The sequence below is a fragment of the Ruegeria sp. YTSC199 genome, assembly GCF_059609725.1.
This window is the reverse complement of sequence record NZ_JBXWMF010000003.1, coordinates 56,833-81,550: the sequence shown is the minus strand read 5'-3', so window position 1 is coordinate 81,550 and position 24,718 is coordinate 56,833. Positions and strand designations below refer to the sequence as shown.

At 58.7% G+C, this 24,718-nt stretch carries 23 protein-coding genes; 12 read left to right on the top strand and 11 right to left on the bottom strand.

Going from position 1 to position 24,718, the window contains the following annotated elements; translation table 11 throughout:
• Window positions 1-74: 74 nt before the first annotated feature.
• Window positions 75-1,019, bottom strand: coding sequence for a c-type cytochrome (locus tag AC2FEE_RS03620; RefSeq protein WP_496863111.1), 945 nt, complete (start codon window positions 1,017-1,019; stop codon window positions 75-77).
• A 48-nt stretch (window positions 1,020-1,067) separates the two neighbouring features.
• On the opposite strand from AC2FEE_RS03620, the gene AC2FEE_RS03615 reads away from it, so the two are divergent.
• Genes AC2FEE_RS03615 through AC2FEE_RS03605 form a run of 3 tightly spaced genes read left to right on the top strand, consistent with a single transcriptional unit; the run spans window position 1,068 to window position 3,521 of the window.
• On the top strand, window positions 1,068-1,640 hold the full coding sequence (locus tag AC2FEE_RS03615) for an RNA polymerase sigma factor (protein WP_496863109.1): 573 nt from the start codon (window positions 1,068-1,070) through the stop codon (window positions 1,638-1,640).
• Entirely contained in the window at window positions 1,637-2,383 is a 747-nt protein-coding gene (locus AC2FEE_RS03610) for an anti-sigma factor (RefSeq protein WP_496863108.1), read from the top strand. Before AC2FEE_RS03615 ends, AC2FEE_RS03610 begins: the two co-directional genes overlap by 4 nt.
• A 58-nt stretch (window positions 2,384-2,441) precedes the next feature.
• Complete coding sequence (locus AC2FEE_RS03605; RefSeq protein ID WP_496863106.1) at window positions 2,442-3,521, top strand: helix-turn-helix domain-containing protein; 1,080 nt, start codon at window positions 2,442-2,444, stop codon at window positions 3,519-3,521.
• On the opposite strand, the gene AC2FEE_RS03600 is transcribed toward AC2FEE_RS03605, so the two are convergent.
• Complete coding sequence (locus AC2FEE_RS03600; protein ID WP_496863105.1) at window positions 3,494-4,384, bottom strand: LysR family transcriptional regulator; 891 nt, start codon at window positions 4,382-4,384, stop codon at window positions 3,494-3,496. The genes AC2FEE_RS03605 and AC2FEE_RS03600 overlap by 28 nt on opposite strands.
• A gap of 103 nt (window positions 4,385-4,487) precedes the next feature.
• Between AC2FEE_RS03600 and AC2FEE_RS03595 the strand changes: the two genes are divergently transcribed.
• The 3 genes from AC2FEE_RS03595 to fcl all read left to right on the top strand — a co-directional run bounded on the left by AC2FEE_RS03595 (window position 4,488) and on the right by fcl (window position 7,690).
• Window positions 4,488-5,372 carry a phytanoyl-CoA dioxygenase family protein gene (locus tag AC2FEE_RS03595; protein WP_496863103.1) on the top strand — a complete coding sequence of 295 codons (885 nt, stop codon included), beginning with the start codon at window positions 4,488-4,490 and terminating at the stop codon, window positions 5,370-5,372.
• Between the two features lie 205 nt (window positions 5,373-5,577).
• Window positions 5,578-6,702 (top strand): GDP-mannose 4,6-dehydratase, encoded by a 1,125-nt coding sequence (gene gmd, locus AC2FEE_RS03590; protein WP_496863102.1) that lies wholly within the window; start codon window positions 5,578-5,580, stop codon window positions 6,700-6,702.
• A gap of 10 nt (window positions 6,703-6,712) precedes the next feature.
• Entirely contained in the window at window positions 6,713-7,690 is a 978-nt protein-coding gene (gene fcl, locus AC2FEE_RS03585) for a GDP-L-fucose synthase (protein WP_496863100.1), read from the top strand.
• Window positions 7,691-7,723: 33 nt separating this feature from the next.
• Here fcl and AC2FEE_RS03580 read toward each other — a convergent pair whose 3' ends face one another.
• From AC2FEE_RS03580 to AC2FEE_RS03550, 7 genes are all read right to left on the bottom strand, one after another.
• Entirely contained in the window at window positions 7,724-8,800 is a 1,077-nt protein-coding gene (locus tag AC2FEE_RS03580) for a DUF2793 domain-containing protein (RefSeq protein WP_496863098.1), read from the bottom strand.
• A gap of 184 nt (window positions 8,801-8,984) precedes the next feature.
• Entirely contained in the window at window positions 8,985-9,878 is an 894-nt protein-coding gene (galU, locus tag AC2FEE_RS03575) for a UTP--glucose-1-phosphate uridylyltransferase GalU (protein WP_496863097.1), read from the bottom strand.
• A 304-nt stretch (window positions 9,879-10,182) separates the two neighbouring features.
• Window positions 10,183-11,988, bottom strand: coding sequence for an ABC transporter ATP-binding protein (locus AC2FEE_RS03570; RefSeq protein WP_496863096.1), 1,806 nt, complete (start codon window positions 11,986-11,988; stop codon window positions 10,183-10,185).
• 1 nt (window position 11,989) lies between these two features.
• Window positions 11,990-12,919, bottom strand: coding sequence for an ABC transporter permease subunit (locus AC2FEE_RS03565; RefSeq protein WP_496863095.1), 930 nt, complete (start codon window positions 12,917-12,919; stop codon window positions 11,990-11,992).
• A 10-nt stretch (window positions 12,920-12,929) separates the two neighbouring features.
• Window positions 12,930-13,853, bottom strand: coding sequence for an oligopeptide ABC transporter permease OppB (gene oppB, locus AC2FEE_RS03560; protein ID WP_496863093.1), 924 nt, complete (start codon window positions 13,851-13,853; stop codon window positions 12,930-12,932).
• 66 nt (window positions 13,854-13,919) lie between these two features.
• The gene (locus AC2FEE_RS03555) at window positions 13,920-15,548 is read right to left on the bottom strand and encodes a peptide ABC transporter substrate-binding protein (protein ID WP_496863091.1); all 1,629 of its coding nucleotides are present in this window, start codon (window positions 15,546-15,548) and stop codon (window positions 13,920-13,922) included.
• A 400-nt stretch (window positions 15,549-15,948) separates the two neighbouring features.
• Window positions 15,949-17,184 carry a lytic murein transglycosylase gene (locus AC2FEE_RS03550; protein ID WP_496863090.1) on the bottom strand — a complete coding sequence of 412 codons (1,236 nt, stop codon included), beginning with the start codon at window positions 17,182-17,184 and terminating at the stop codon, window positions 15,949-15,951.
• 185 nt (window positions 17,185-17,369) lie between these two features.
• On the opposite strand from AC2FEE_RS03550, the gene AC2FEE_RS03545 reads away from it, so the two are divergent.
• The 6 genes from AC2FEE_RS03545 to AC2FEE_RS03520 are packed head-to-tail and all read left to right on the top strand — an operon-like array spanning window position 17,370 to window position 23,881.
• Window positions 17,370-18,326, top strand: a complete 957-nt coding sequence (locus AC2FEE_RS03545) for a cytochrome ubiquinol oxidase subunit II (protein ID WP_496863088.1) — start codon at window positions 17,370-17,372, stop codon at window positions 18,324-18,326.
• Window positions 18,323-20,407, top strand: coding sequence for a cbb3-type cytochrome c oxidase subunit I (locus AC2FEE_RS03540; protein ID WP_496863087.1), 2,085 nt, complete (start codon window positions 18,323-18,325; stop codon window positions 20,405-20,407). Before AC2FEE_RS03545 ends, AC2FEE_RS03540 begins: the two co-directional genes overlap by 4 nt.
• Window positions 20,404-21,036, top strand: a complete 633-nt coding sequence (locus AC2FEE_RS03535) for a cytochrome c oxidase subunit 3 (protein ID WP_496863085.1) — start codon at window positions 20,404-20,406, stop codon at window positions 21,034-21,036. The genes AC2FEE_RS03540 and AC2FEE_RS03535 overlap by 4 nt, the downstream gene beginning before the upstream one ends.
• The gene (locus AC2FEE_RS03530) at window positions 21,029-21,355 is read left to right on the top strand and encodes a cytochrome o ubiquinol oxidase subunit IV (RefSeq protein WP_496863084.1); all 327 of its coding nucleotides are present in this window, start codon (window positions 21,029-21,031) and stop codon (window positions 21,353-21,355) included. Before AC2FEE_RS03535 ends, AC2FEE_RS03530 begins: the two co-directional genes overlap by 8 nt.
• Before the next feature lie 22 nt (window positions 21,356-21,377).
• Window positions 21,378-22,361 (top strand): HlyD family secretion protein, encoded by a 984-nt coding sequence (locus AC2FEE_RS03525; RefSeq protein WP_496863082.1) that lies wholly within the window; start codon window positions 21,378-21,380, stop codon window positions 22,359-22,361.
• On the top strand, window positions 22,358-23,881 hold the full coding sequence (locus AC2FEE_RS03520; protein WP_496863081.1) for a DHA2 family efflux MFS transporter permease subunit: 1,524 nt from the start codon (window positions 22,358-22,360) through the stop codon (window positions 23,879-23,881). Before AC2FEE_RS03525 ends, AC2FEE_RS03520 begins: the two co-directional genes overlap by 4 nt.
• Here AC2FEE_RS03520 and crcB read toward each other — a convergent pair.
• Entirely contained in the window at window positions 23,878-24,240 is a 363-nt protein-coding gene (crcB, locus tag AC2FEE_RS03515; RefSeq protein ID WP_496863080.1) for a fluoride efflux transporter CrcB, read from the bottom strand. The two genes, AC2FEE_RS03520 and crcB, sit on opposite strands and share 4 nt — an antisense overlap.
• Complete coding sequence (locus AC2FEE_RS03510) at window positions 24,237-24,644, bottom strand: fluoride efflux transporter FluC (RefSeq protein ID WP_496863078.1); 408 nt, start codon at window positions 24,642-24,644, stop codon at window positions 24,237-24,239. The genes crcB and AC2FEE_RS03510 overlap by 4 nt, the downstream gene beginning before the upstream one ends.
• Window positions 24,645-24,718: the final 74 nt, after the last annotated feature.

Genomic DNA, 24,718 nt, shown 5'->3' with positions numbered 1-24,718 from the left:
GACCTTCTTAGCCAGCAGTGCCTGCGAGGAAAAGGGGAAGGAGGCGGCCTGAGCGAATTTGAACCATTGGTCAATCAGCTCTGTGCTTCGACCTGCAGATAGGCGATGACATTGAGGATATCTTCTTCCTTTTTCAGGCCGCGGAACTGCATCTTGTTGCCGGGAACGACGCCCTTGGGATCGGCCAGGAAGGCAGTCAGGGTATCCGGGGTCCAAACGACGCCGGAGTTTTGCAGCGAAGCCGAATACCGGAACCCGTCCGCCTGACCAGCAGTGGCACCGATGACACCATGTAGCGACGGACCGACCGCGTGGCGATCCCGTTCCAGTTTGTGGCAGGCGCTGCATTTGCGGAACACTTTCTTCCCAGCTTTGATGTCGCCTTCAAAAGCGGCGGCCGCAACGGCGACCGGGGCAGCGGGTGCGGCCTCGGCCTTTTTGTTGTCCATGTTGAAAATCAGACGCGCAGTCACGGGAACCGTCCGGGTGATGCCCGGCAGGTCGGCCAGCTCCATCAGCTTGTCGACGCCAGCGTTCAGCCCTGCGTCTTCGGTACTGAGGAACACCATGTCATTGGTCGATACCATGACCGAGGTTTCGGACAGACGGGCCACGAACATCTCGGCGTCAAACGAAACGTCTGTACCTGCCAACGACAGGACGGCCTCGGCATCCACCGTGGTGGTTTCACCAACGCCCAATTCCGAAACCTCGCTCATGTCGAACTGGGCGATCAGGGATGCGGTGCCCACTTTGCGGAACACATGCTCGATCATGCGTTCGTTGCGAATGTCGATATTGGTTTCGACAGAAGACAGATCAATCTCGATTTCGGCCTTGCCATCCGGACTGACATGGCCGCTGAGGCTGGTGAAGGAATTGACCTCACCTACGGTGTTTTTCTTGATGGTACCATAGGCCAGATGCGAGCCTTCAGGTGCCAATGCCCAGCTTTCGGCAAGCACCGGGGTTGCAACAATTGCCGACGCAATCGTGACTGCCTTCAACAGAAGTTTCATTTCATTCCTCCTCGGGTTATGTCAGTCCTGAGCTCACGGGCCCGGTCCGTGAATGACAAACACACACAGGTCGCGATTTATTCGATGGATGGTGAAACTAGCTCGGAACAGGCCGTGCGCGGCGCGATCCAGACGCATTCGAAACGTGTCTGGCGTTTTGGGTTGGCGCTGTCCGGGGCATCGGATGTGGCCGACGATCTGCTGCAATCCACATGTCTGCGCGCGCTGGAGCGTCACCATCAGGTCACCTCGCACGACCGGCTGGACAGCTGGTTGATGACGATCTGCCGCTCGATCTGGCTGAATGAGGTGCGGTCGCGGTCGGTGCGCAAGGCACAGGCGCTGTCGGTCACGCCCGAAGCAGAGTTAATTGCAACAGGACCGGACATCGAAACGAATATTTTCGCTGCTGAAGTGTTTACACAAGTGATGCAGCTGCCTGAGGCGCAGCGGGAAACGGTCATGCTGGTGTTTGTAGAAGGCTACAGCTACCGCGAAGCCGCCGCGTTGCTGGAGGTGCCGATAGGAACTATCATGAGCCGGCTTTCCAACGCCCGGCAAAAATTGAAAACCGTGATGCAGCATGAGGCGGCAGACGCCGTTCGACGGAGTGGCAAATGAAGTTTTCCGATGAGACGCTGCTGGCGTATCTGGAAGGCAATTTGGAAGAGGCCGAGGCCAGCGCGATCGAAACCGCGATTGAAGCTGACCCCGAGCTAGAACAGCGCCTGATGGCGCTGGATCCGGTTGCACCCGTAGTGCAGTCGGTGTTCGAGCACGTCCCCGCTGAAACGCCTTTGGTCGATCTGCCCGAACCTGTGGCTGATGCACCCGTTCGGCCTGCGGGCGGTGGGTTGCGGTTGCTGGCCGTTGCGGCCTCGGTAGCAGTTATGGCCGTGTCGGCAACCTACTGGGCCACACGTCCGGAACCTCTGGGCTGGGCTGCGCAAGCGGCGATATATCAGTCGCTTTATACGCCGGACACGATTGCGTCGCTGGACAGCTCACCTCAGGCGCTGGACGAACAGTTTGCGCAGGCCGAGGAACAGTTGGGGCGATCACTTAACCGCGCGGCGCTGGAGGCGCTGCCGGGCGGTGAGTTGAAACGCGCGCAAGTTCTGTCCTTCAAAGGCAAGCCGCTGATTCAGGTCGTGTTTGCCGATGAACAAGGCCAGCCTTTTGCCTTCTGTGTGATCCGGCAGGGTGAAGGCGCGCCGAAAAGAGAATTGAAACAGGCGGTTCTCAGCGGATTGGCCACGGCCACCTGGGCGCAGGACGGTTATGGTTACATGCTGATCGGCAGCAGGGATCAGACCGATCTGGCCGGACAGTTGGACGTCCTGACCACAAGTTTCCCGGGCTGAGGGTGCTGGGCATAAAAACGCCTTGTGAACTGCGGCAATTCCCCGAAATATACCGGGTATGACAGCGAAACCCGTCAAACCTGATCCGGATGAGGACGCCGATGCGGTTGGTCCTCCAAGTATCTATGACGCGGACCCGCCCGAAGACGAGGATTTGTGGTTTCTGCCGCCCGAGGATGAAGAGGCGGTCGAGGATTACCTGATCCCCGGTCCCAAGGTCGATCGCCGTCTTTTGTTCGATCCGCGCGATTGGCGGGCGGCTCAGGCCAATCTGTCTTACGATCTGGCCGATCTGGCCGCGACCTTCGGCGCGTTGGACGAACGGTTGCGCGCTGGTCCGGATGGGTGGACCCACCGTCTGGCCCTGATGGATGTGTCGGATCTGGGCTGGTGGACTGGCGATCGGATCAGTGTGGATCGACTGGCGCTGTGGACGGGTCTGCGCATCGGTGCGACCGGAGATGACGTTCAGGCGCTGTTTCGCGCCGGTTGGGCCGTGCGGCGGCTCACAGCAGGACCCGGCCCCTCTGAGGGCGGGTGGGAGACCGGCCTGACCGCCTTTCTGGATCGGATGGCGCAAGGCTTCGAAGACATTCCTGAAACGGTGGCCGATCTGGCCGAAGTGATGCGCAATTCCGAAGGGTTACACCCGGTCACGCAGGCTGCAATGGCGTTTCACGCCTGGCGCGCGCTGTCGCAGGGCATTGGTCAGGATACCGAGGCCGCCATCATCGCGGCCCGCCATGCCGCAACGATGGGGCGGGGTGGGGCGATGTTCATGCCGTTGGCCTTGTCCGGCCCGGGCGCGTTGCGCGGGGCAGGGGAGGTGGATGAAAAACTGTCGGCCTGGGTCCGGGGGGCAGGGCAGGCGGCGCTGGCTGCACTGATGCATCTGGACAGAGTCAGTGCCTGGGAACAGCGCGCGCGCGAGTCCACCAGCGGGTTGAGCGGGCGTACTCCACCCCTGTTGATCGACGTTCTGACTGCTTGGCCCATGGTCTCGGCTCCTTTGGCCGAGGAATTGACCAAGGCATCACGCGCAGCAGTGCAGCGCAATATCGACCGTTTTACCCGGCGCGGCCTGATCCGCGAGGTGACGGGGCAGGGGCGTTACCGGGTCTGGACTGCAGCGCTGTAGTCCAACAGCCAGTCGCGAAAGGCCCGTGCTGGTGGGCGCAGCGCAGCACGCGACGGGTAGACCAGATGATAGGCTTCTTGCCCGGCGACCTGAATGTCCGTCAGGCAGGGAACCAGGCCCGACACGTGCATGATACGGTCTGATGCAGGTGCGCGGGCCAGCGCGATGCCGCCGCCGCTGGCCGAAAGCTCGGCCGCCATCAGCGAATTGTCGGCAAAGAAGTATCGTGCCTGACCGGGCGACAGGCGCAGGGTTTCGAACAGATGCGGCCAGCTTGCGCGATGGGTGGACACCTCGATCAGCGAGAATCGGAACAAGTCCTGAGGGTGTTGGATCTGCGCGGCAATCTCCGGCGGGGCCACAGGATACAGACGTTCGTGCAGCAACGGATCCCCTTCGGAGCCATAAACGGCAGGGTTGCCGAACACGATCTGCAGATCGGTGAACTGGTTGGCGAAATCCGACACCAGGTTGCCGGTGGTCAGCGACAGGTTGATCTGCGGGTTTTCCGACTGAAACTCCGGTAGCCCGCCGGCAAGAATCCCATGCGCGAACAACAGGATGGATTGCACATAAAGCCGTTGCGCGCGGGTTTCGCCAAACAGACCGGTGGTCGCGGTTTCGAGCATCAGGAGGGATTGCTGAACCGACGGTAGATAGGCCCGGCCCGCTTCGGTCAGGGTCACCGCATGGGCGTGGCGGTGAAATAGCGGCGTGCCCAGCCGTGTCTCCAGCGCTTTTACTTGCTGGCTGACGGCTGCCGCCGACATGTTCAGCTGGGTAGCAGCCCGGGCAAAGCTTTCGGTGCGGGCTGCGGCCTCGAACACGCGCAACCAGTTGAGAGAGGGGATGCGGGACGACATGGGCGCAGGCTAAGCTGAACTTATCCTTACGGGCAAGAGGTTGCACGCTGACCGGATGAGCTTTTGCCCTATCCTGCGGTGAAACACATCCCAGAGGTACACCATGCCGCAAACCGCCCCTTTGTCTGAAACCGCGCTGACCGCAGCCCAATCCGCGCAATATTGGGAGGACGGGTTTCTTTTCCCGCTGACAGTTTTCTCACCCAGCGAAACCGCTGCGATACGCGCTGAGTTGGAACAGCTTGAACAGGACTGGCTAGCGGCGGATTTGCCGCTGCCACTGAACACCTACAAGCGTGTGAACGCACATCTGGTTATCCCGCTGGCGGCCAGAATCGCGTTGAATCCCAGGGTTTTGGACGTGGTCGAGGGCGTTCTGGGCCCGGATATCATGGTCTGGTCGGCCGAATTTTTCATCAAAGAGGCACATACCGATCACACCGTGGGTATGCATCAGGACCTGACCTATTGGGGCATGGGCGAAACGCCGGATCAGGTCACCGCCTGGATTGCGTTGTCGCCTGCGACGGTCGAAAGCGGCTGTATGGATTTCGTGCAAGGCAGCCACAAGAACCCGATCTTGCCGCATAATGATACCTATTCCGAAAACAATCTTCTGTCGCGCGGACAGGAGATTGCCGTTGATGTAGCAGAGAACGACAAGACCCATATCGAACTGGCGCCAGGGCAGATGTCCTTGCACCACGGGCTGACCATTCATGGCTCGGGCCCGAACCGGTCCGGGGATCGTAGGATCGGTCTGGCAATCCGTTACCTGAACCCCAATGCAAAGCAGCTGGTTGCGGATCGTGATTATGCCATGTTGGCGCGCGGACAGGACGGGCAGTCAAATTTTGTGCATGTCGATCCACCGAGCCACCTGTTCTCGGACCAGGCGTTGGCCGTTTACGATCAGGTGCGTCGGGACCAGAGCAAGGCACTGGCGGATGGGGCCGAAAACGCGGTTCCGCTGTACGGGGCAAGCTGATTACACCTGACAGCGCTAGGGGCTGGCCTCATCTGTACCGCCGCCTGTCGCGAAACCTCCGTTATCGTTTGATTTCCTTGACCGGTGTGCAGGCAGGAACCTGCCGCCGGTTTTCAAAGCCATTTCTTGCCTTGGGTTGCATTCTGCGAATTCTTGCTGTTTCTGAGACGTCAAAGATGCACACAGTATTCCGTGGGAAAAAATGATGACAAAAAAGGCGTTGATTACCGGTATTACCGGACAGGACGGGTCTTATCTGGCCGAATTTTTGCTGGAAAAAGGTTATGAAGTTCATGGGATTAAGCGCCGCGCGTCCTCGTTCAACACGCAGCGGATCGACCACATCTATCAGGACCCGCATGTTCCCAACCCAAATCTGTATCTGCATTACGGCGATCTCAGCGACACATCGAACCTGACGCGAATCATTCAGGAAGTGCAGCCGGACGAGGTTTATAACCTCGGCGCACAGTCCCATGTGGCGGTCAGTTTTGAATCTCCCGAATACACTGCTGATGTGGACGCCATCGGCACGCTGCGCCTGTTGGAAGCGATCCGCTTTCTGGGGCTGGAGAAGAAAACCCGGTTCTATCAGGCCTCGACCTCGGAACTGTATGGTTTGGTGCAGGAAATCCCCCAGCGCGAGACGACACCGTTCCACCCGCGCTCACCCTACGCAGTGGCCAAACTGTATTCCTACTGGATCACCGTAAACTACCGCGAAGCCTACGGTATGTATGCCTGCAACGGTATCCTGTTCAATCACGAAAGCCCTCGTCGTGGCGAAACCTTTGTGACGCGCAAAATCACGCGCGGTCTGGCGAATATCGCCCAAGGTCTCGAAAACTGCCTGTACATGGGCAACATCGACAGCCTGCGCGATTGGGGCCATGCGAAAGACTATGTGCGGATGCAGTGGCTGATGCTGCAGCAGGACAACCCCGAAGATTTCGTGATTGCGACCGGCGTGCAGTACTCGGTCCGACAGTTCATCGAATGGTCTGCCGCCGAGCTTGGCATCACGCTGGAGTTTTCGGGCGAAGGTGTGGATGAGATTGCAACGGTCAAAGCGATCGAGGGCGACAATGCGCCGGCCCTGAAGCCCGGTGACGTGATCATGCGCATTGACCCGCAGTACTTCCGCCCGGCCGAGGTGGAAACGCTGCTGGGCGATCCGTCGAATGCTAAGAACAAGCTGGGTTGGGAGCCCGAGCTGACCGTTCAGGAAATGTGCGCCGAAATGGTTGTCGAAGACCTCAAGACTGCAAAACGCCATGCGCTGTTGAAAGAGCATGGCTATGAATTGCCGGTAAGCCTGGAAAACGGCTGAGGAGGTCGCAATGCGCAAGATCTACATAGCAGGCCACCGGGGCATGGTCGGTGGTGCAATCCTGCGCCGTTTGCAGGATCGGAAGGCCGGAGGCGAAGCGCTTGAACTGGTCACCCGCACACATTCTGAGCTGGACCTGACCGATCAGGCTGCCGTGCGCGACTTCATGCAGGCCGAACGTCCGGACGTCGTGATCTTGGCCGCGGCCAAGGTGGGCGGAATTCACGCCAACAACACGTACCCTGCGGATTTCATCTATGACAACCTGATGATCGAATGCAACGTGATCCATCAGGCTTTTGCAGCCGGGGTGAAACACCTGCTGCAATTGGGCAGCTCCTGCATCTATCCGCGTGCGGTACCGCAACCGATGCGTGAAGATGCGCTGCTGACAGGCGTGCTGGAACCAACCAACGAGCCCTACGCCGTGGCCAAGATCGCCGGGATCAAGCTGTGTGAAAGCTATAACCGGCAGCACGGTGTCGACTACCGCTCGGTCATGCCGACCAACCTTTATGGACCGGGCGACAATTTCCACCCGGAAAACAGTCACGTACTGCCCGCTCTGATCCGCCGGTTTCATGAGGCGCAGCGCGATGGATTGGATGAAGTCGTAATCTGGGGCACAGGCAAACCTCGCCGCGAGTTCCTGCATGTGGATGACATGGCCGAGGCGTCACTGTTCGTGCTCGACCTGCCGCGCAAAGTTTATGAGACGAACACTCAACCGATGTTGAGCCATATCAACGTGGGCTGTGGTGAGGACGTTTCGATCGCGGAACTGGCGGCGCTGGTGGCAAAAACTACTGGATTCGGTGGCAAGATTACACAGGATGTCAGCAAACCGGACGGAACCATGCGCAAGCTGATGGACGTGTCTCGTCTGGCCGATATGGGTTGGCGAGCGCGGGTCGGACTCGAAGACGGGATACGCGAAACCTATGCCTGGTTCCTAGATCAGGCGGACGCGGACTTGCGCGCCAAGTAATTGCCCGGGCGCGGACCCGGGCAATTGGGTTGATCAGAACCAGCGGCCAATCGCTACGGCCGTTGGCGCCAGCGCTGTCGCATCACTTGAGATGGCGAGAACCTTGAAAGTCACCTGAGTTTCAGTTGGCGCGTCGAACCCCATGAATCGGGTGGTTGCGCCTCCGCTGCCGGAGACCGCAACGGTTGAGCCTACAGCGAAAGCCACCGGGAAGTCCCAGACCGCTGCATCGCTTGCGAACAAGGAGCCTTCGGTATTCGTGCAGCCCGTGGCCGTCAGCGAGACTGTGCAGATTTGACTACCGTCAGCAAAGCGCACGTAGTCGCCGTCTGCGTTCGCGCCTCGTTCGATGACGGCCCCGGTCGGGGTGCCGCCGCTCTGTGCCACGGCACCCAGCAGGTTGCCGGGACCATAACCGTAATCCGCCCGCATCAGACGACCGGAGGTGGTGTCAACTGCGCTGGCCTGAATCGCAGCGCCGCTGGCGGTCCCTGTCGCGGGATCGAAATTCAGCGCGTCGGTCCATGTGCCACCATCAGGCGAGACTTTGATCGCAAAGCCGGTATCGCCTGACAGGCCCATCTCGGCATGCCCGGTCCAGTTGGATTGAAACAACAATGAGGCGGTGTCGCTCTCATTGGCCTTGTTGATCTTAAGCTGATGCCCGCCGCCGTCATGGCTGAGAAGTGTCGCCGGAGAGCGCACCGAAAGACGGTTTGTGCCGTCATAGCCGGTGGCAATCCCCACTCCGTCCAGATTTTGCGTGGCGACCGGAGGATCAATCCATGCACCGCCGTCCCAGATTTTGATGTGCCCGGTGCTGTTGTCCGACGCGCGCCAGCCCGTGCCGGGCGTGACGAAATGCCATGCATTGTCCAGCCACGCAGCCAACATCCCCTCCTGCCCGGTCCAGTCCCCTGTTGGTGCTGCGCCCAACGCGTGAACCTCACCTTGATCTGGCACGGCGGGCGGGGTCGTGGCATTTGTCGAGGCCACGCTCAGTTGCGTGATCAGGTCCAGCTGCCGCAGCGCTTCGTTATGGGTGACATGTTTCTGCGCCTGCGACGGTTGCAGAAAGGGCAGTTTCAATCGGGGTGAGTTCTGTGACACGGGCGTCCTCCTATGGCTGTCGGTCCGACAATTGTATTGCGCGCCACATTGCCGCGTGGCGCATGAATCCCGTCTGAACGGTCCGGACGCCCGAAAAACCATTTGCTAACCTTCGAGGGCACAAAAAAACCGGGGCGTTTTACGCCCCGGTCCAAAATCTATAAACTGATTTGAAAGCAGCCTGTTACTGCGCGGCTTGTCCCGTGGCGACGATGTCGTGCAGATACTGGCTCAGGTCTTCGCGCAGGTCATCGCGGGCCAGCGCAAAGGCAACCGTGGCCTGCAGGAAGCCGGATTTGGACCCGCAATCAAAACGCTGACCCTCAAACTTGTAGCCAAAGACCGGAACACCGTTTCCGATGTCTTCAGCAATTGCATCGGTCAGCTGAATTTCACCACCGCTGCCCTTTTTCATCTGGTTCAGGTTGTACAGGACCGACGGGCCCAGAATGTAGCGCCCGATGACCGCCAGGTTCGACGGCGCTTCTTCGGGTTTCGGCTTTTCGACCATGCCGCGTGCGCGGACGACCGAGCCGATATTCTCGCCCACATCCAGGACGCCGTAAGCGCTTGTCTTGTTAGCTGGAACTTCCATGGCTGCAACCATGTTGCCGCCTGTTTCCTCATAGGCTTCGACCATCTGCTTCAGGCAGGGCTTGTCACCGGCGATAACGTCGTCGGGCAGCATAACGGCAAAGGGTTCATCGCCAATCAGGCGCCGGGCGCACCAGACTGCGTGACCCAGACCAAGGGCCTTGTGTTGGCGGATATAGGCAATCGCGCCGCTTTCCATATTGGTTGCGTGCAGCGTTTCCAGCAGCTTGTCCTTGCCCTTGGCTTTCAATTCCTGTTCGAGAACCAGATTGTGGTCGAAGTAGTCTTCCAGAGCGGACTTGCCTCGTGACGTTACAAAAATGAATTCTTTGATACCGGCAGCACGCGCCTCGTCGATGGCGTACTGCACCAGCGGGCGATCAACCAAAGTCATGATCTCTTTCGGGACCGACTTTGTTGCTGGCAGGAACCGGGTGCCAAGTCCCGCGACGGGGAAGATCGCCTTTGTGACCTTACGTGCCATTTGACCTCTCAAGTTACTAAAACAATGTATGTCAGAGTGTTTACTACGCAGACCTCTTATGGCCCGTGGCCGGAATATTCAACGCCAACGGGTAGCGAAGCCTTGAATTCGCGAGATGGTGCCACCCGGGGGGGCAGAAGTCAAAACGATGAGGTCACACATGAGGAAATATCGCGGTTTTCTGCGCTCTTCGCGGTGAAATGAGGCATCCGGCCGGTTGCTTCCTTAGCAGCTATCTAGCGTTCGGTCGCCCATGTTACCGCAACTTGCCCCGAAGCTGGGTTGAGCGCTTCGGGGCAGGGGCTCAGGCGGTTTTCATGATGGCATCCAGCGGGTCATGCTCGGCCACGAAATGATCGGGTCTTACCTCGTTAAGCTGCGGGACATAGTCGGTTTCCCCTGCAGCCAACCGGCTGGGCAGAAATCGAAGCGCAGCCTTCGGGTCCATGGGTGAGGGCAGTTCGCCAGGCAGCTTAAGGCGTTGGCGGGTCCGTTCGACATCCGGGTCCGGGATCGGGACTGCCGAGATCAGGGATCTCGTGTAAGGGTGGATCGGGTCGGAACAGATCACCTCTCCGTCACCCAGTTCGACAATCCGGCCCAGATACAGAACCATGATCCGGTTCGAGATTGCCCGCACCACCGACAGATCGTGGCTGATGAAAATCATCGACAGCCCGAATTCTTGCTGCAACTCACGCAGCAGTTCCACGATCTGCGCCTGAATGGATACATCCAAGGCCGAGACCGCCTCGTCGCAGATGATCAGCTTGGGCTTGTTGATCATTGCCCGCGCAATCCCGACCCGCTGGTTCTGACCACCGGAAAGCTCGTGCGGATAACGGTTGATCATGTTGGCCTTCAGGCCGACACGCTCCATCATCTGCGCGACCATTTCCTTGCGTTCGCGATCCGTCAGGTCGGGCCGGTAGGTTTTCAGCGGTTCGGCAATCGAGGCCGAGATCGTCATCCGGGGATCGAGACTGGCCAGTGGGTCCTGAAACACGATCTGAAGGTCTTTGCGGTACTTGTTCAGCTCGGCCCGTTTCAGCCCGACGATCGGATGCCCCAGCCAACTGACATTTCCTGCGCTGGGTTCGATCAGTTGCAGAACCGCCCGCGCCAGAGTGGACTTGCCGCAGCCGGACTCACCCACTACGCCCAGCGTTTCCCCCTTGCGAATGTCAAAGCTGACGCCATCGACGGCCTTCAACGGCACCTTGTGCCCGAATAGCCCGCCGGAGATGTGGATCGGGAAGTGCACCTTGACGTCATCGACCTTGAGCAGCGGCTCATCGATCTTGTCCAACGCCTTGGGCGCATCACCCGCATCAATACGCGGCATCGCTTCCAGCAATGTCCGGGTATAGTCGTGCTGCGGCGCGCGGAAGATTTCGCGCGTGTCCCCAGCCTCGACAAACTGACCCAGGCGCATGACCTGAATGCGGTCGCACATCCGCGCAACAACGCCCATGTCATGGGTGATCAGTGCAATCGCTGTGCCTTCGTCCTTTTGGAGGCGCTCCATCAGGTCCAGAATGTCGGCTTGTACGGTCACATCCAGCGCCGTGGTCGGTTCATCCGCGATCAACAGCTTGGGATTGCACAGCATCGACATGGCGATCATGACGCGCTGGCGCATCCCGCCCGACAATTCGTGCGGGTATTGGTTCAACCGTCGCTTGGCCTCGGGGATGCGAACGCGTTCCAACCATTCGAGACATCGTGCGCGCGCGGCCGAACCCTGCAGCCCTTCATGAACTTGCAGAACCTCGCGCATTTGTTGACCGACCCGCAAGTGTGGGGTCAGTGCAGTCAGCGGGTCCTGAAAGATCATGCCGACGTCTGAACCACGAATCTTGTTCAGCTTGTTGATGGGCAGGTTCAGGATTTCCTGACCGTTCAGCATAGCAGACCCCAAGGCCCGCCCGGCAGGCGGCAATAGTCCCATCGCAGCCATGAAGGTCTGGCTTTTGCCCGACCCGCTTTCGCCCACGATGCCAAGGCATTCGCCCGGAGTGATGTCGAAACTGATGCCTTTGACGGCTTCGACTACGCCATCAGGAGTGTTGAACTGGACGCTCAGGTCCTTAACAGAGAACAGGCTCATATCAGCGATCCTTCGGGTCCAGAGCGTCACGCAAACCATCGCCGATGAAGAACATCGAGATGATGATGGCGACATAAATTGTCAGAGGGTACATCAACTGCCACAGCGTGCCATAACCCATCGTTCCTGCGCCTTCGGCAATCAGACGACCCAGGGACGTGTAGGGTTCCGAGATGCCCAGCCCCAGAAACGAGATGAAGCTTTCCATCAGGATCATTTCCGGCACCAGCAGCGAAGCATAGACAATCACCACACCCAGCAAGTTAGGCAGGATATGACGGTACATGATGGTGAACTCGCTGACACCGGCCGCGCGGGCGGCTTCGATGAATTCCCGGTTCTTCAAGGTCAGGGTCTGGCCCCGAACGATCCGTGCCATGGTCAGCCAGCCCACCGCACCAAGCGCGATGAACAACATGAAGAACGACCGCCCCGCCACGACGAGCAGCAGGATGACGATCAACGTGGCAGGAATCGCCAGCAAGATATCGACGAAACGCATCATGACGCTGTCGGTGCGCCCGCCGATATATCCGGCGGCGATCCCATAGCAGGTGCCGACGATCAGGGCGGTTGCCGCCCCGATCAGACCGACCAGCAGCGATGTAGTGGTGGCCTGAATGACGCGGCTGTAAAGGTCGCGCCCCAGATCGTCGACACCAAAAAAGTGCCCGGTTTCAATTGAGGGCATCCCCATGCCAGCCACGTCACCCATGACGTTCCAGTCAATTTCCTCGTTGCTCCAAACGGCGAAATACGGACCGAAGATCGTGAACAGAACGATCAGTCCCAGTATGAACACACTGGCCATCGCGGCTTTGTTGCGGACGAACCGAATCCGTGCGTCCTGCCACAGAGAACGCCCCTGAATGACCGTGAAGTCGGTGACATCATCAGCCAGTTGGGCGGCTTTTTGTGATTTTCCAAGCATTGCCAGCCCCTCAGTACCGGATTTTCGGATCGAACCAGGCATAGGCCAGGTCGGTCAGCAGGTTCACGATGACGGTCAGCGCGCCGTACAGGATCGTGACCCCCAGCAGCACCGCGTAATCCCGCGACAGGGCAGAGCCGACATAAGCCTGCCCCAGACCGCCGGTCGAGAAATAGATGTCCACGAAAACCGACCCGGTCAGCACATACACAAAGACCGGTCCCAGATAGGACACGACGGGCAGCAGCGTGGGCTTCAACGCATGTCGCCAGATTACGGTTCTGGTCGGCAGACCTTTGGCACGCGCCGTGCGGATGAAGTTCGAGTTCAGGACCTCAAGCATCGACGACCGCGTAATACGCGCGATCGATCCCATGTAGGAGGTCGCCAGCGCAATCACGGGCATGATCAGATATTGCCACTGACCACCGTTCCAACCACCACCAGGCAGCCATCCTAGCCAAAGCGTGAAGGTCAGGATCAAGATCGGACCCATGATGAAGTTCGGCAGTGCCTGCGCAGCGATCCCGAGACCGACGGCGAAATAATCGATCCAGCTGTTGTGCTTGATTGCGGCGGCGATCCCCAGACCCACGCCGATGACGGTCGCAACAAGGAAGGACAGCGAGCCATAGGTCAGCGAGATCGGGAAACCCTGCGCGATGATGTCATTCACGTCCCGGTCCTTGAACTTGAAGGACGGGCCGAAGTCGAAATGCACCACGATATTGTACAGGTAGTCCCACAGCTGCTTCCACAGCGGCTGGTCCAGCCCGTAACGCGCCTCGATATTGGCCAGAACCGCCGGCGGCAAAGGCCGCTCTGACGTGAAGGGCCCGCCGGGCGCAAAGTGCATCAAAAAGAAACAGGCGACGATCAACAAAAGGATCGTCGGAATGGCGATCAGCAGTCGCCGCAGACTATAGGCAAGCATTTCATGCCCCCATGTTTATTGGCCCTGCCCCGAGCGCTCTCGGGACAGGGCGTGGTTCAAAGACGATTATTCAGCGAGCTTGTAGAGATTCTTCGAGTACCAGTTCTGCTCGACGTTATTGATCGGCCAGTTCCCGACGTCGGTGTCCATCATGTAGACGCCCGCATAGTGATAGATCGGGATCACAGGGGTTTCCTGCGCGATGATACGCTCCACCTCGGTGTACAGCGGTGCCGGATCATCAGACGTTTTGGCCTGTGCCAGCAACTCGTCAACGCGCGCATTGCTGTACTTGCCGTCGTTATAGCCGGACTGCGACTGCAGCAGGTCCAGGAAGGTCGAGGCTTCGTTATAGTCGCCACACCATGCACCACGAGCCAGATCAAAGTTCTGGTTGCCGCGCTCTTCCAGGAATACTTTCCATTCCATGTTGGCCAGCTCGACATTCACACCCAGCTTCTGCTTCCACATCTGGCTCAGTGCCACGGCAACCTTCTTGTGATCTTCGTTGGTGTTGTAGACCATCTCAAAACTCAGTGGATTGTCCGGGCCATAGCCTGCCTCGGCCAGTAGTTCCTTGGCCAGCTCATCCCGCTCGGGCTGGGTCATCGAAGCCATTTCAACTTCGGGTACATTAAACCCTGCGGTCGCTTCGGGTGCGAAGGTGTAGGCCTGCGGCTGACCACCGGCCATGACTTTTTCGGTGATGATCTCGCGATCAACGGCCAGTGACAGCGCCTGACGGACATTGGGATCCTTGAACGCTTCTGGGCCGTCTTCCGTCAGGTTGAATGTGTAATAGTAGTTACACAGGCGCGGGAAGCTGATGGCCTGATCCGGGTGTTCCTGGCTCAGGCGGGGAAACTGCCCTGCAGGAACTTCGGTGCGGTCCAGCTCACCTGCCAGATAGCGGGTCAAAGCGACGTTTTCGTCGTTGATGACCAGCGTCACGACTTTGTCCAAGATCGTGTTTTCATTGTCCCAGTAAAGTTCGTTACGCTCACGAACCGAGCGTTCCTGAGGCAGATGTTCGGTCCAGATATAGGCACCGTTCGAGACGATATTTTCAGGCCGGGTCCAAGCGTCGCCATGTTCCTCGATCACCTTTTGTGGGGCCGGGAAAGTGGTTGAGTGCGTGGTCATCTGCGGGAAATACGGCAGTGGTGCGCTTAGGGTGACTTCTAGCGTGTGATCGTCGATGGCCTTGACGCCCAGCTCGTCAATCGGCTTGTCACCGGCGATAATTTCGGCAGCGTTCTCGATCGACATCAGCTCCATGAACCACGCATAAGGCGAGGACAGGGCAGGATCGACGGCGCGTTTCCAGGCATAAACAAAATCGCCTGCGGTCACCGGATCGCCGTTGGACCACTTGGCATTGTCACGAAGGGTGAAGGTATAAACGTCTTTGGTGTCGTTTGTGGTATAGCCGGTGGCAACACCGGGAACCAGATTACCGTCTTCGTCCTGGTTCATCAGCCCTTCGAACAGGTCACGGGTGATTTCGGCACCGTATGTATCCTCAACTACCTGCGGGTCGACCGAGCTGTGTTCGTCGCCGAGGCGATAGATGAAGGTCTGGTCGTCCGCCAGCGCCTCGCCGGTTTCAGGATGGGTCCCTGCGGCAAAGGCAGCGCCGGTAATCATGGTCGAGGTCAACAGCCCCGCCAGAGAAGTCCGAATGTATTTGTTCATTTTGTTCTACTCCCATTTTTGGCGGCACGGCGGCCGCATCCGTTCAGGATGGCCGCTGACCGCTATGTTTGTCCGACCCGAAAAGACTGCCGATGGTTCAATGAATGCTTTGTCAGTTCGCAATGAACACCGCGTCGCTGTCTTTTGGTTTGCAGTCGGGAACGAGTTTGCGAAAGTCGCCTTTCACTGCCGCCGAAGGTGGCACTATTTCAAAAAAGGATAAAGCCTTTGCCTGAAAAATGGGCAACCATAGGTGGATTGTGAATGAAACCCGGGTTGGTTCGGAAATATAATAAGGAAACTTCGGCGGTTCTTAACACTTTTGTGAAGGTCGCGAATGGCGCCGGCCCCAAAGGACGGGGTTTCGCTGACAAGGTGACGTCAGGAACAGTGCGAATCGCTACTGTTTCAGGGCAGCTTTCATACTGGCTTCGGGAAAGCAGGTGGGGCGGCGGCCCGTGGTCTGTTGCCAGCGCCCGATCGAGCGGCGGGTTTTAAAGCCGGGCAACCCGTCTGCGCCTCCGACATCATGGCCCTGGCGTTCCAGAGCCCTCTGTATGGCGGCCACGTCAGACCGGTACAGAGTGCCGACCTTGCCCCACCGAGCCCTGAAATCTCCGACGCCATATTGAATGCGGTCGCCGACGTGACCGACGAACAGAGCATAGAGATCGCTTTTGTTGTAGTCCTTCAGAACGTAGAAATTCGGTGTGACGATGAAGGCAGGGCCGTTGCGCCCTGCGGGCATCATAAGGAAGCCTTCGCCCGGCAGTTCATGGTTCGGAAACGGTTTGCCTGATACGCGGGTTATGCCCATCGCGGCCCAGTCCTGAATGGGTCTGCCCTGATCTGGCCCTTCCAGGGCACAGGACACCAAGGGCGGGACGGTCACTTCGAACCCCCAGTCGCGCCCGGAGATCCAGCCGTGTTGGGACAGAAAATTCCCGATTGATGCGATGGTATCCTCGGGTGACGCCCAGATATCGGATCGCCCGTCACCGTTGCCATCCCTCGCATAGGTCAGAAAGTTCGAGGGCATGAATTGCGGTTGCCCCAAAGCGCCGGCCCAGCTGCTTTTCAATGTGCCGGGCGGGGCGCGTCCGGCCTCGGCAATTTGCAAAGCGGCGATCAGTTCGTCGGTGAAGTACGGGGCACGGGTGCTCATGAAGCCCTTGGTGCTCAGAACTTGAAACGCATTATGGCGAATGGGAACCTGACCATATCCACTCTCGCGGCCCCAGATGGCCAGGATGATGCGGCCGGGCACGCCGGTTTCTGCCTCGACGCGCCCCAGAACGGCAGCGTGGCGGCGCGCCATCTGTCGACCGGTGGTAGTTGCTCCTTGAACGGATCCTGCGTTGAAATAGCGCCCGGGCGATCCGAACTCGGCCTGTTTTTGTTGTTTCGGGGTCTGCGCCTTCTGGCCCGGCGGTACAAGGTCCGGCAGCTTCCAGTTGAGCGTCACCCCGTCAAAGGCCCGCTTCATGGTGTTGCGTGAGACGCCTTTGGCCTTGGCCTGCGGCCAGACAGTGTTTTGTAGCCAAGCTTGGAATTGCCGTTCGACCGCAGCGCGATCCTGCGCGTATGCACCCGTCGAGAGGCACCAGAGACTGAGAGCGATTAATATTCGACGCATCAACGAAAGGTCTGGCCTGATCCAGAAGCTTAGTCAACAGTGGTATCCGCGTCGATTGGGTTCGCGTCGTGGTCTGGTTGACCAGGTCACGCCTGACACAATTGGCAGTTTCAGAAAAAACCTTGAGAAAATTCCTGACTCTGCCGATAGTTGGCCGAAACGAAGGCACAAGAGGACAATCAGGCGTGGCCGTACTCAGACCTTCAAAACGTGCAGTGCTGGTTGTGGTCGCTCTAACGGTGGCTTCGGCGCAGACGGCATGGGCGAGTGGCAGTTTCATGGACCCTCAGGGCCCGATAGCTGCGATTCAGAAGACCCATCTGTTGCGGGCAACCGTTCTGATCATGGTAGCCGTGCTTCCGGTTCTGGTTCTGGTGCCGTTGATTGCCCTGCGGTATCGGCGACGCAAAGGAGGTACCGCCGCCTATCGGCCGAAATGGGACTTTTCCGCCAGGCTGGAATTCGTCATGTGGGGCGTACCCGTGGTGATCGTGGCGCTGTTGTCCTTCTACCTGTGGAAAGCGACGCATCGACTGGACCCTTATTCGTCCACTTTCGGCGAAACACCCGCGTTGAACGTGCAAGTCGTCGGTCTCGATTGGAAATGGCTGTTCATTTATCCCGACCTCGGAATTGCCACCGTGGGTGAGTTGGGGATTCCGGTTAAGCAGCAAGTGGCGATGACGTTGACCACGGACACGGTCATGCAATCGTTCATGATCCCGGCTTTGGCTGGTCAGATTTATGCGATGCCCGGGATGACGACAAAACTGCATCTGGTGGCGGACACGCAAAAGACGATGCAAGGTGAAAACACGCAATATAATGGCCGTGGTTTCACCAAGCAGAAGTTTCTGACCCAGGCAATGCAACCTGAAGATTTCAACGCCTGGGTTGAAACCGTCCGCGCCAATGGCATCCCGTTGACTGAGGACACGTATCGGACGCTGGCCATGCGCTCGGATCGGGACGAGGTGCAGGCGACATTGGGAACTGCCCTCATGCCGCTCAACGCATTGTATTTCACGTTGGAGGAGGGCGATCTGTTTCACTCGATCCTGCACCGCTATCACGGCGGGCAACCTCTGCCGGTGGAGCAACAGCCGGGAACGGTAGAATTCGGACAGGAGGCCGCGCAATGACCGACACCGGGTTCTTTGGCCGCCTGAACTGGGACGCGTTTCCAATCGCCGGTCTGATCCAGACGCCCAACACGAATGAGATCGTGGCAAATGCGGCTGCAGGCATCGTGGTCGTCGGTGTCGTTGTGGTGGTCGGATTACTGACATGGTTCCGCCTGTGGGGGCCGCTGTGGCGCGACTGGCTGACCAGCGCTGACCACAAGAAGATCGGGATCATGTACATTGTCTTTGCCATTGTCATGCTGGCGCGGGGCGTGCTGGAAGGCGTTGTGATGCGGGCCCAGCAAGCGGCCGGTCCGGGCCCTGGGTTTCTCGAGGCCGAACATTTCGCCGAATTGTTCAGCACCCATGGCACGATCATGGTGTTCTTTGTGGCGGTGCCCTTTGTGTTTGGGGTAGCGAATTATCTGGTGCCGCTAATGATCGGCGCGCGAGACGTGGCCTTTCCGGTGATGAATCAGATCAGCCTCGGTCTGACGGTCTCGGCGGGCATGATGCTAATGGTGTCGCTGCTGGTGGGAGAGTTCTCGACCGGTGGCTGGACGGCCTATCCGCCCTATACCGGCGCGGCGTTCAATCCTGGGGTGGGGCCGGATTACTGGATCTGGGCAATAGTTGTCTCGGGCATCGGCACCACGCTGACGGGGATCAACTTTGCCGTCACGATCTATAAGCTGCGGGCGCCGGGAATGAAGTTCATGCGGCTGCCGATGTATTGCTGGACGATCATCAGCAGTTCGATCCTGATCATTTTTGCCATGCCGCCGCTTGGGGTGGCGGCGCTGATGTTGGCGGCGGACAGATATCTGGACTTTCACTTTTTCACCAATGACCTTGGCGGCAACATGATGAACTACGCCAACCTGTTCTGGCTGTTCGGTCACCCCGAGGTCTATCTGCTGGTTCTGCCCGCCTACGGTATCTATTCCGAGGTTTTTGCTACGTTCTCGGCCAAGAGGCTCTACGGTTATAACTCGCTGGTCATTGCAACAATGTGCATCGCGGTTTTGTCCTTTACCGTTTGGCTGCACCATTTCTTCACCATGGGCCAGAGCGCGTTGATCAATGCGGTGTTTGGCGTGGCGACGATGTTGATTGCTATTCCGACCGGGGTGAAGGTTTATGACTGGATGGCTACTCTGTATCGGGGCCGCATCCGGTTTTCCGTCCCGATGCTTTATGGCCTGGCCTTCCTGATGCTGTTTGTCATCGGCGGGTTGTCGGGCGTGATCCTCGCCAATCCCACGGTCGACTATCAGGTTCACAACACCTTGTTCCTGGTTGCGCATTTTCACAACGCGCTGCTGCCGGGGGTACTGTTTGGCTTGCTGGCGGCCTACAATTACTGGTTCCCCAAAGCCTTCGGGTTCCGCCTGAACGAATTCTGGGGCCGCGTTTCGGTTGTATGCTGGACGGTCGGATTCCTGCTGACCTTCATGCCTCTTTATTTCGTGGGTCTCATGGGGATGCCGCGCCGGTCCTTCAGCTATAGCGATCCTTCTTTCCATCCTTATATGATCGTTGCGATCTTGGGCGCTCTGATCATCACCTGTGGGCTGCTATCCATTCTGGTCCAGCTCTGGGTCAGCATCCGGGACCGCGAGAAATCCCGCGCTCCGATCGGCGATCCATGGGACGGGCGCACATTGGAATGGTCTATCCCGTCGCCGCCGCCATCGTATAACTTTGCCATCATCCCTCAGGTCACCGACCGCGACAGCTTTGCCGTCGCCAAGGAACGGGGCGCGGCCTACCCGACCCCCGACGCTTATGAGGACATCTTGATGCCACGTAATACCGCGATTGGGTTTACCTTATGTGTGCTCAGCGGTGTCTGGATGTTCGCGCTGGTCTGGTGGATCTGGTGGCTGGCCGCCTTGATGGCGGTGCTGATGCTTGCGGCCTTGATTGCCTGGACCTTCAATACCGACTTTGAAGAGGTTATCCCTGCTGAAGAGGTGCGCAAACAGCATGAAGCCTGGCTCGATCTGGTGCGCAATGCTACCGCCGTTGATCGCGACCATGAAACGGCCCCAGAAAATCGTGGCCTTGCCCGCCCCGATCTGGAGGCCGTGACATGAAGCGCGCACCCACTCACAGCTATCCGGGTTTGAACCTTGGGCGTCGTCATGAAAGCGCCCATAGGGCCACCGAAGTCGTTACCTTTGGGTTTTGGGTCTTTCTGATGAGCGATCTGGTCTATTTCGGCCTGATGTTCGCCATATACATAACCATGATCGATGCACAGGCGGGTGGGCCGGGCCCGCACGAACTATTCGATTTGTACAGCATCTTCGCTCAAACCCTGATCCTGCTGACCAGCAGTCTGACGGTGGGTCTGGCGATGCTGGCGCTGAAATACAATTTGCCGCGGTGGCGGATCGTGTTCTGGTTCTGCGTGACGCTGGTGTTGGGCCTCAGCTTTCTGGTGCTGGAGATCCGCGACTTCATGGCAATGGCCGAACAGGGCGGCATCCCCCAGCGCAGCGGGTTTCTGTCCGCATTCTACGGATTGGTGCCGCTGCACGGCCTGCACGTAGCGGCAGGCTGTTTGTGGCTGATCGTGCTGGGCATCCAGTTACGGATATTCGGTCTGACTGATCTGCTGATGTCACGTGTGGTTCGGTTGGCGTTGTTCTGGCACTTTCTCGACCTGATCTGGATCGGCATCATCACCATCGTTTATTTCGGAGGGCTGACCTATGGATAAGCGCAGCGAGATGCACCGTCGCGAGCGTCGGCGGTATGTGATCGGCTATGGTGGTTCGCTTTTGCTGACGGCGGCGGTGTTTTTGATCGCCTACACTTACGGCATTGAAGCCAAGGGGGTTTACCTCTCGATCGCATTGCTGGGGCTGGCGCAACTGATTGTGCAACTGGTCTATTTCCTTCATATCGACCGCCGCCGCAGCAGCCGCGAAGACCTCGATCTGATCCTGTTTTCCACGCTGGTCCTGTTGATCATCATCCTTGGAACCGTTTGGATCATGGGCAATCTGGCGGTGCGGATGCACACCTATCCGATGTAACGACCTGCAAGAGACCTGACGCATGAAACCCTTCAAAATTGCCGCTGTCGCCGCCATGCTGATCGCCATCGCCGTCGGTCTGTTTCTGTATTGGCGTCACGAGGAACGGTATCCCTCGACCAAGGACGCTTATGTGGGCGCGAATATCATTAACGTGGCGGCTCAGGTGACCGGACGGGTCGCCGAGGTGCCCATCACGGATAACCAGCCGATCAAGGCGGGGGATCTGCTGTTTACGATCGACGACACTCAGTTCAAAGCCTCTGTGGATCAAGCTCAGGCCGATCTGGACAGTTCGCTTCAACAGGCCCAATCCTTTTCCAATCAGATCACCGCGGCTGAGGCTGCGGTTCAGTCTTCTCAATCGGCCTACAATACCGCCAAGAACAATTTTGAACGGGCCAAGGCGCTGTTTTCGGATGGTGATCTGGCGCAGGTTTCACTGGATCAGGCGACAACAGCGTTTGCCGAGGCCTCGGCCCGTCTGACTACCAGCCGATCCGAATTGTTGGCGCTGCAAAGCGGGCTCGCCGCGAAGCAGGACGAAGTTCTGTCTGCACGAGCGCAGCTTGAAATCGCACAAGCCGACCTGAACTGGACCAAGGTTTACGCCACAGCCGATGGCTGGATCGCCAACCTGACCCTTCGCCCGGGATCGGCCGTTTCGGCCAACGCGCCGCAGTTTTCCATTGTTGAATCGTCTGACTGGTGGGTGGATGCCAATTTCAAAGAAACCGCGCTGCCCCATATTCGTCCAGGTCAGCCCGTTACAGTCAAGGTCGACATGCTGCCGGGGGTCACCCTGACGGGCAAAGTGGCCTCGATCGGGCGCGGGTCGGGGGACACGTTCTCGCTATTGCCGTCCGAAAACTCCAGCGGCAACTGGGTTAAGGTGACCCGCCGGTTCCCGGTGCGCGTGGAACTTGATCCGACCGATGTGCCGCTGCGCGTGGGCGGCAGCAGTAAAGTGACCGTGGACACCACAGCGGATCAGCCCGGGAAATGACCGGTCCGGCGGCCAGCCGCGTCAATCCGGTGATTGTTATCGCCGTTGTGCTCAGCGCCATACTCGAGGTGTTGGACAGCACTATTGTCAACGTCGCGCTGCCCCATATTCAGGCCGCTTTCGGGGCCACGACCGATCAGGCGACCTGGATTCTGACCAGCTATATCGTCTCGGCTGTTGTTGTCATGCCCCTGACCGGCTTTGTCGCGCGCAGGGTTGGACGTCGTAGGCTGATCCTGACAGCCATCTCAGGCTTCACCACGATGTCTATCATGTGCGGCTTGTCCTGGAGCCTTGAGACCATCGTCTTCTTTCGTCTCGCGCAGGGCATGTTCGGCGCGTTTCTGATTCCGCTTTCTCAGTCTATCCTGTTTGATGCTTTCCCGCGTGAAAAACGCGGGCAGGCGATGGCTGTTTTTGGGTTAGGCGTCGTGGTGGCACCCGTGCTGGGGCCGACAGTCGGGGCGCTTCTGACCGAATATTTCTCGTGGCGGATGGTCTTTTTCGTCAACCTCCCGGTGGCGGCGATGGCGCTGCTGCTGCTGGCGGGTGAGTTGCCCGAGGACGAAACCGAAGAGGTTCGGATTGATTGGGCAGGCCTCGCCCTTCTGGCAATTGGCATCGGGTGTTTGCAGTTCATCCTCGATCAGGGAGAGACCAAGGATTGGCTGTCATCAAGGGTCATTCAGGTGGCGCTGATCGCGTCGGTTCTGGGCGCGCTGGGTTTCATCGTCCACGTATTGACGACTCAGCGACCAGTTGTCGATCTGCGGTTTTTCGCAGATCGCAACTTTGCCCTGTGCAATCTGGTCATCGCGGGTTTTGCCATCTCGCTGTTTGGCGGCATTGCGATCCTTCCGACCTTTGTGCAGAACTTGCTGGACTTTCCCGTCATTGCCTCGGGGCATTTGTTCATCCCGCGCGGCATTACTGCGGGATTATCGATGGTTGTGACGGGCGCGGTGCTGGTGTCGCGGTTTGATCCGCGCATTCTGGCCGGGTTGGGGATGCTGTTGACGGCCGTAAGCAATTTCATGATGGGCGCGCTGAACATGAATGCGGGGTTCTGGGAACTGGCCTGGCCGGGGGCCGTCAGTGGGTTGGGCATGGGGCTGGTTTTTGTTCCGATGTCGATTCTGGCCTTTGAAAGCATCTCGAAGTCCCGGCAAGACGAAGCTTCGGGCTTGTTCAATGTGACGCGTCAGTTGGGTTCATCAGTCGGGATTTCTCTGGTCGGCACTTGGGTGGTGCGTGGGTTGCAGACTAACACGGCTGTGCTGAGCCAGAACGTGACGCCCTACAACCCGGCGGCGCAGGCTTATCTGCAGCCGCTCGGCCTAACGCCCGAAAGCGCCGAAGGTGCTGCCATTCTGGGGCAGGTGATCAGCCAGCAGGCTGAGCTGATTTCCTATTTGACCGTGTTCAACAATCTTGGTTTGCTGGCCTTGGCGACGATACCGCTGCTGTTTTTCTGTAAGGCACCGAAACCTGGCACACAGGCTGCCGTTCCCGCGCATTAGCGCGTCAGTACCAGACCCAGCCACAGGGCAAACCAGCACAGGGCGAGGCTCAGCAGAATATTCCCTGCAGCCAGCACAATTGTCCGTTCCCTCCGCAGTTCCAGCGATTGATAAGCAAAGCTGGAAAAAGTGGTGAAGCCGCCGCAGAAGCCGAACACCAGCCGTCTTTCTTCTTCGCCCAGATCGACCGGCCCGCCGAGATATCCGACCCAAAGACCCAGAAGCAGGCTGCCCAGGACGTTCACGATCAGAGTTGCAAAGGGCAGGTCGTGATGGACGCGCACAGCGATCCAGTGCCGCAGCATCGCGCCCAGTCCGCCGCCCAGCCCGAACATGGCGTGAAGGTAAAGCGCACTCATCCCGTTGACCTCGGCCGCTGAAGTCGTCGTCCGAAGGCCTCGCCAAAGATTGCAGCGGCAAGGCCGACGGCAATTTCCAGCGACGCAGCTGAAATCGCACTCCAAAGGTGTGTTTCAGCCATCCGTTCCAGCTCAGCCACAAAAGAGGAGAATGTGGACAGCCCGCCGCAGAACCCCACCGCCCCCAGATGCAGCACATGCGCGTGGACGCGGTTCCGAACCGCATAGAGCCAGCCAAGCACGAAACAGGCCACGACATTGATGCCGAAAGTCGCGGTCAAAAACGGTGCGCCGGGGATTTGGGCTGAGAAGGCCTCGCGCAGCAGCGACCCCGTGGCGCCGCCCACGAATACGGCGGTGAACATGATGGCCGTGGTTCGGACGGCGGGTCGGGTTTGTGTCACGGCCGGTTTTCCTGCCCAAATTTACCTCTGTTTCGGCATACCTATTGCTGCAAGGGTGATCAACTGTGGCCAAC

Coding starts and splice junctions, on each gene's coding strand:
- AC2FEE_RS03610 (WP_496863108.1), top strand. CDS start 1,637: ATGAAGTTTTCCGATGAGACGCTGCTGGCGTATCTGGAAGGCAATTTG.
- galU (WP_496863097.1), bottom strand. CDS start 9,878: ATGGCACGTAAGGTCACAAAGGCGATCTTCCCCGTCGCGGGACTTGGC.
- AC2FEE_RS03520 (WP_496863081.1), top strand. CDS start 22,358: ATGACCGGTCCGGCGGCCAGCCGCGTCAATCCGGTGATTGTTATCGCC.
- AC2FEE_RS03595 (WP_496863103.1), top strand. CDS start 4,488: ATGCCGCAAACCGCCCCTTTGTCTGAAACCGCGCTGACCGCAGCCCAA.
- crcB (WP_496863080.1), bottom strand. CDS start 24,240: ATGAGTGCGCTTTACCTTCACGCCATGTTCGGGCTGGGCGGCGGACTG.
- AC2FEE_RS03565 (WP_496863095.1), bottom strand. CDS start 12,919: ATGCTTGGAAAATCACAAAAAGCCGCCCAACTGGCTGATGATGTCACC.
- AC2FEE_RS03540 (WP_496863087.1), top strand. CDS start 18,323: ATGACCGACACCGGGTTCTTTGGCCGCCTGAACTGGGACGCGTTTCCA.
- AC2FEE_RS03620 (WP_496863111.1), bottom strand. CDS start 1,019: ATGAAACTTCTGTTGAAGGCAGTCACGATTGCGTCGGCAATTGTTGCA.
- AC2FEE_RS03530 (WP_496863084.1), top strand. CDS start 21,029: ATGGATAAGCGCAGCGAGATGCACCGTCGCGAGCGTCGGCGGTATGTG.
- oppB (WP_496863093.1), bottom strand. CDS start 13,853: ATGCTTGCCTATAGTCTGCGGCGACTGCTGATCGCCATTCCGACGATC.
- AC2FEE_RS03535 (WP_496863085.1), top strand. CDS start 20,404: ATGAAGCGCGCACCCACTCACAGCTATCCGGGTTTGAACCTTGGGCGT.
- fcl (WP_496863100.1), top strand. CDS start 6,713: ATGCGCAAGATCTACATAGCAGGCCACCGGGGCATGGTCGGTGGTGCA.
- AC2FEE_RS03600 (WP_496863105.1), bottom strand. CDS start 4,384: ATGTCGTCCCGCATCCCCTCTCTCAACTGGTTGCGCGTGTTCGAGGCC.
- AC2FEE_RS03550 (WP_496863090.1), bottom strand. CDS start 17,184: ATGCGTCGAATATTAATCGCTCTCAGTCTCTGGTGCCTCTCGACGGGT.
- AC2FEE_RS03525 (WP_496863082.1), top strand. CDS start 21,378: ATGAAACCCTTCAAAATTGCCGCTGTCGCCGCCATGCTGATCGCCATC.
- AC2FEE_RS03570 (WP_496863096.1), bottom strand. CDS start 11,988: ATGAGCCTGTTCTCTGTTAAGGACCTGAGCGTCCAGTTCAACACTCCT.
- AC2FEE_RS03555 (WP_496863091.1), bottom strand. CDS start 15,548: ATGAACAAATACATTCGGACTTCTCTGGCGGGGCTGTTGACCTCGACC.
- AC2FEE_RS03605 (WP_496863106.1), top strand. CDS start 2,442: ATGACAGCGAAACCCGTCAAACCTGATCCGGATGAGGACGCCGATGCG.
- gmd (WP_496863102.1), top strand. CDS start 5,578: ATGACAAAAAAGGCGTTGATTACCGGTATTACCGGACAGGACGGGTCT.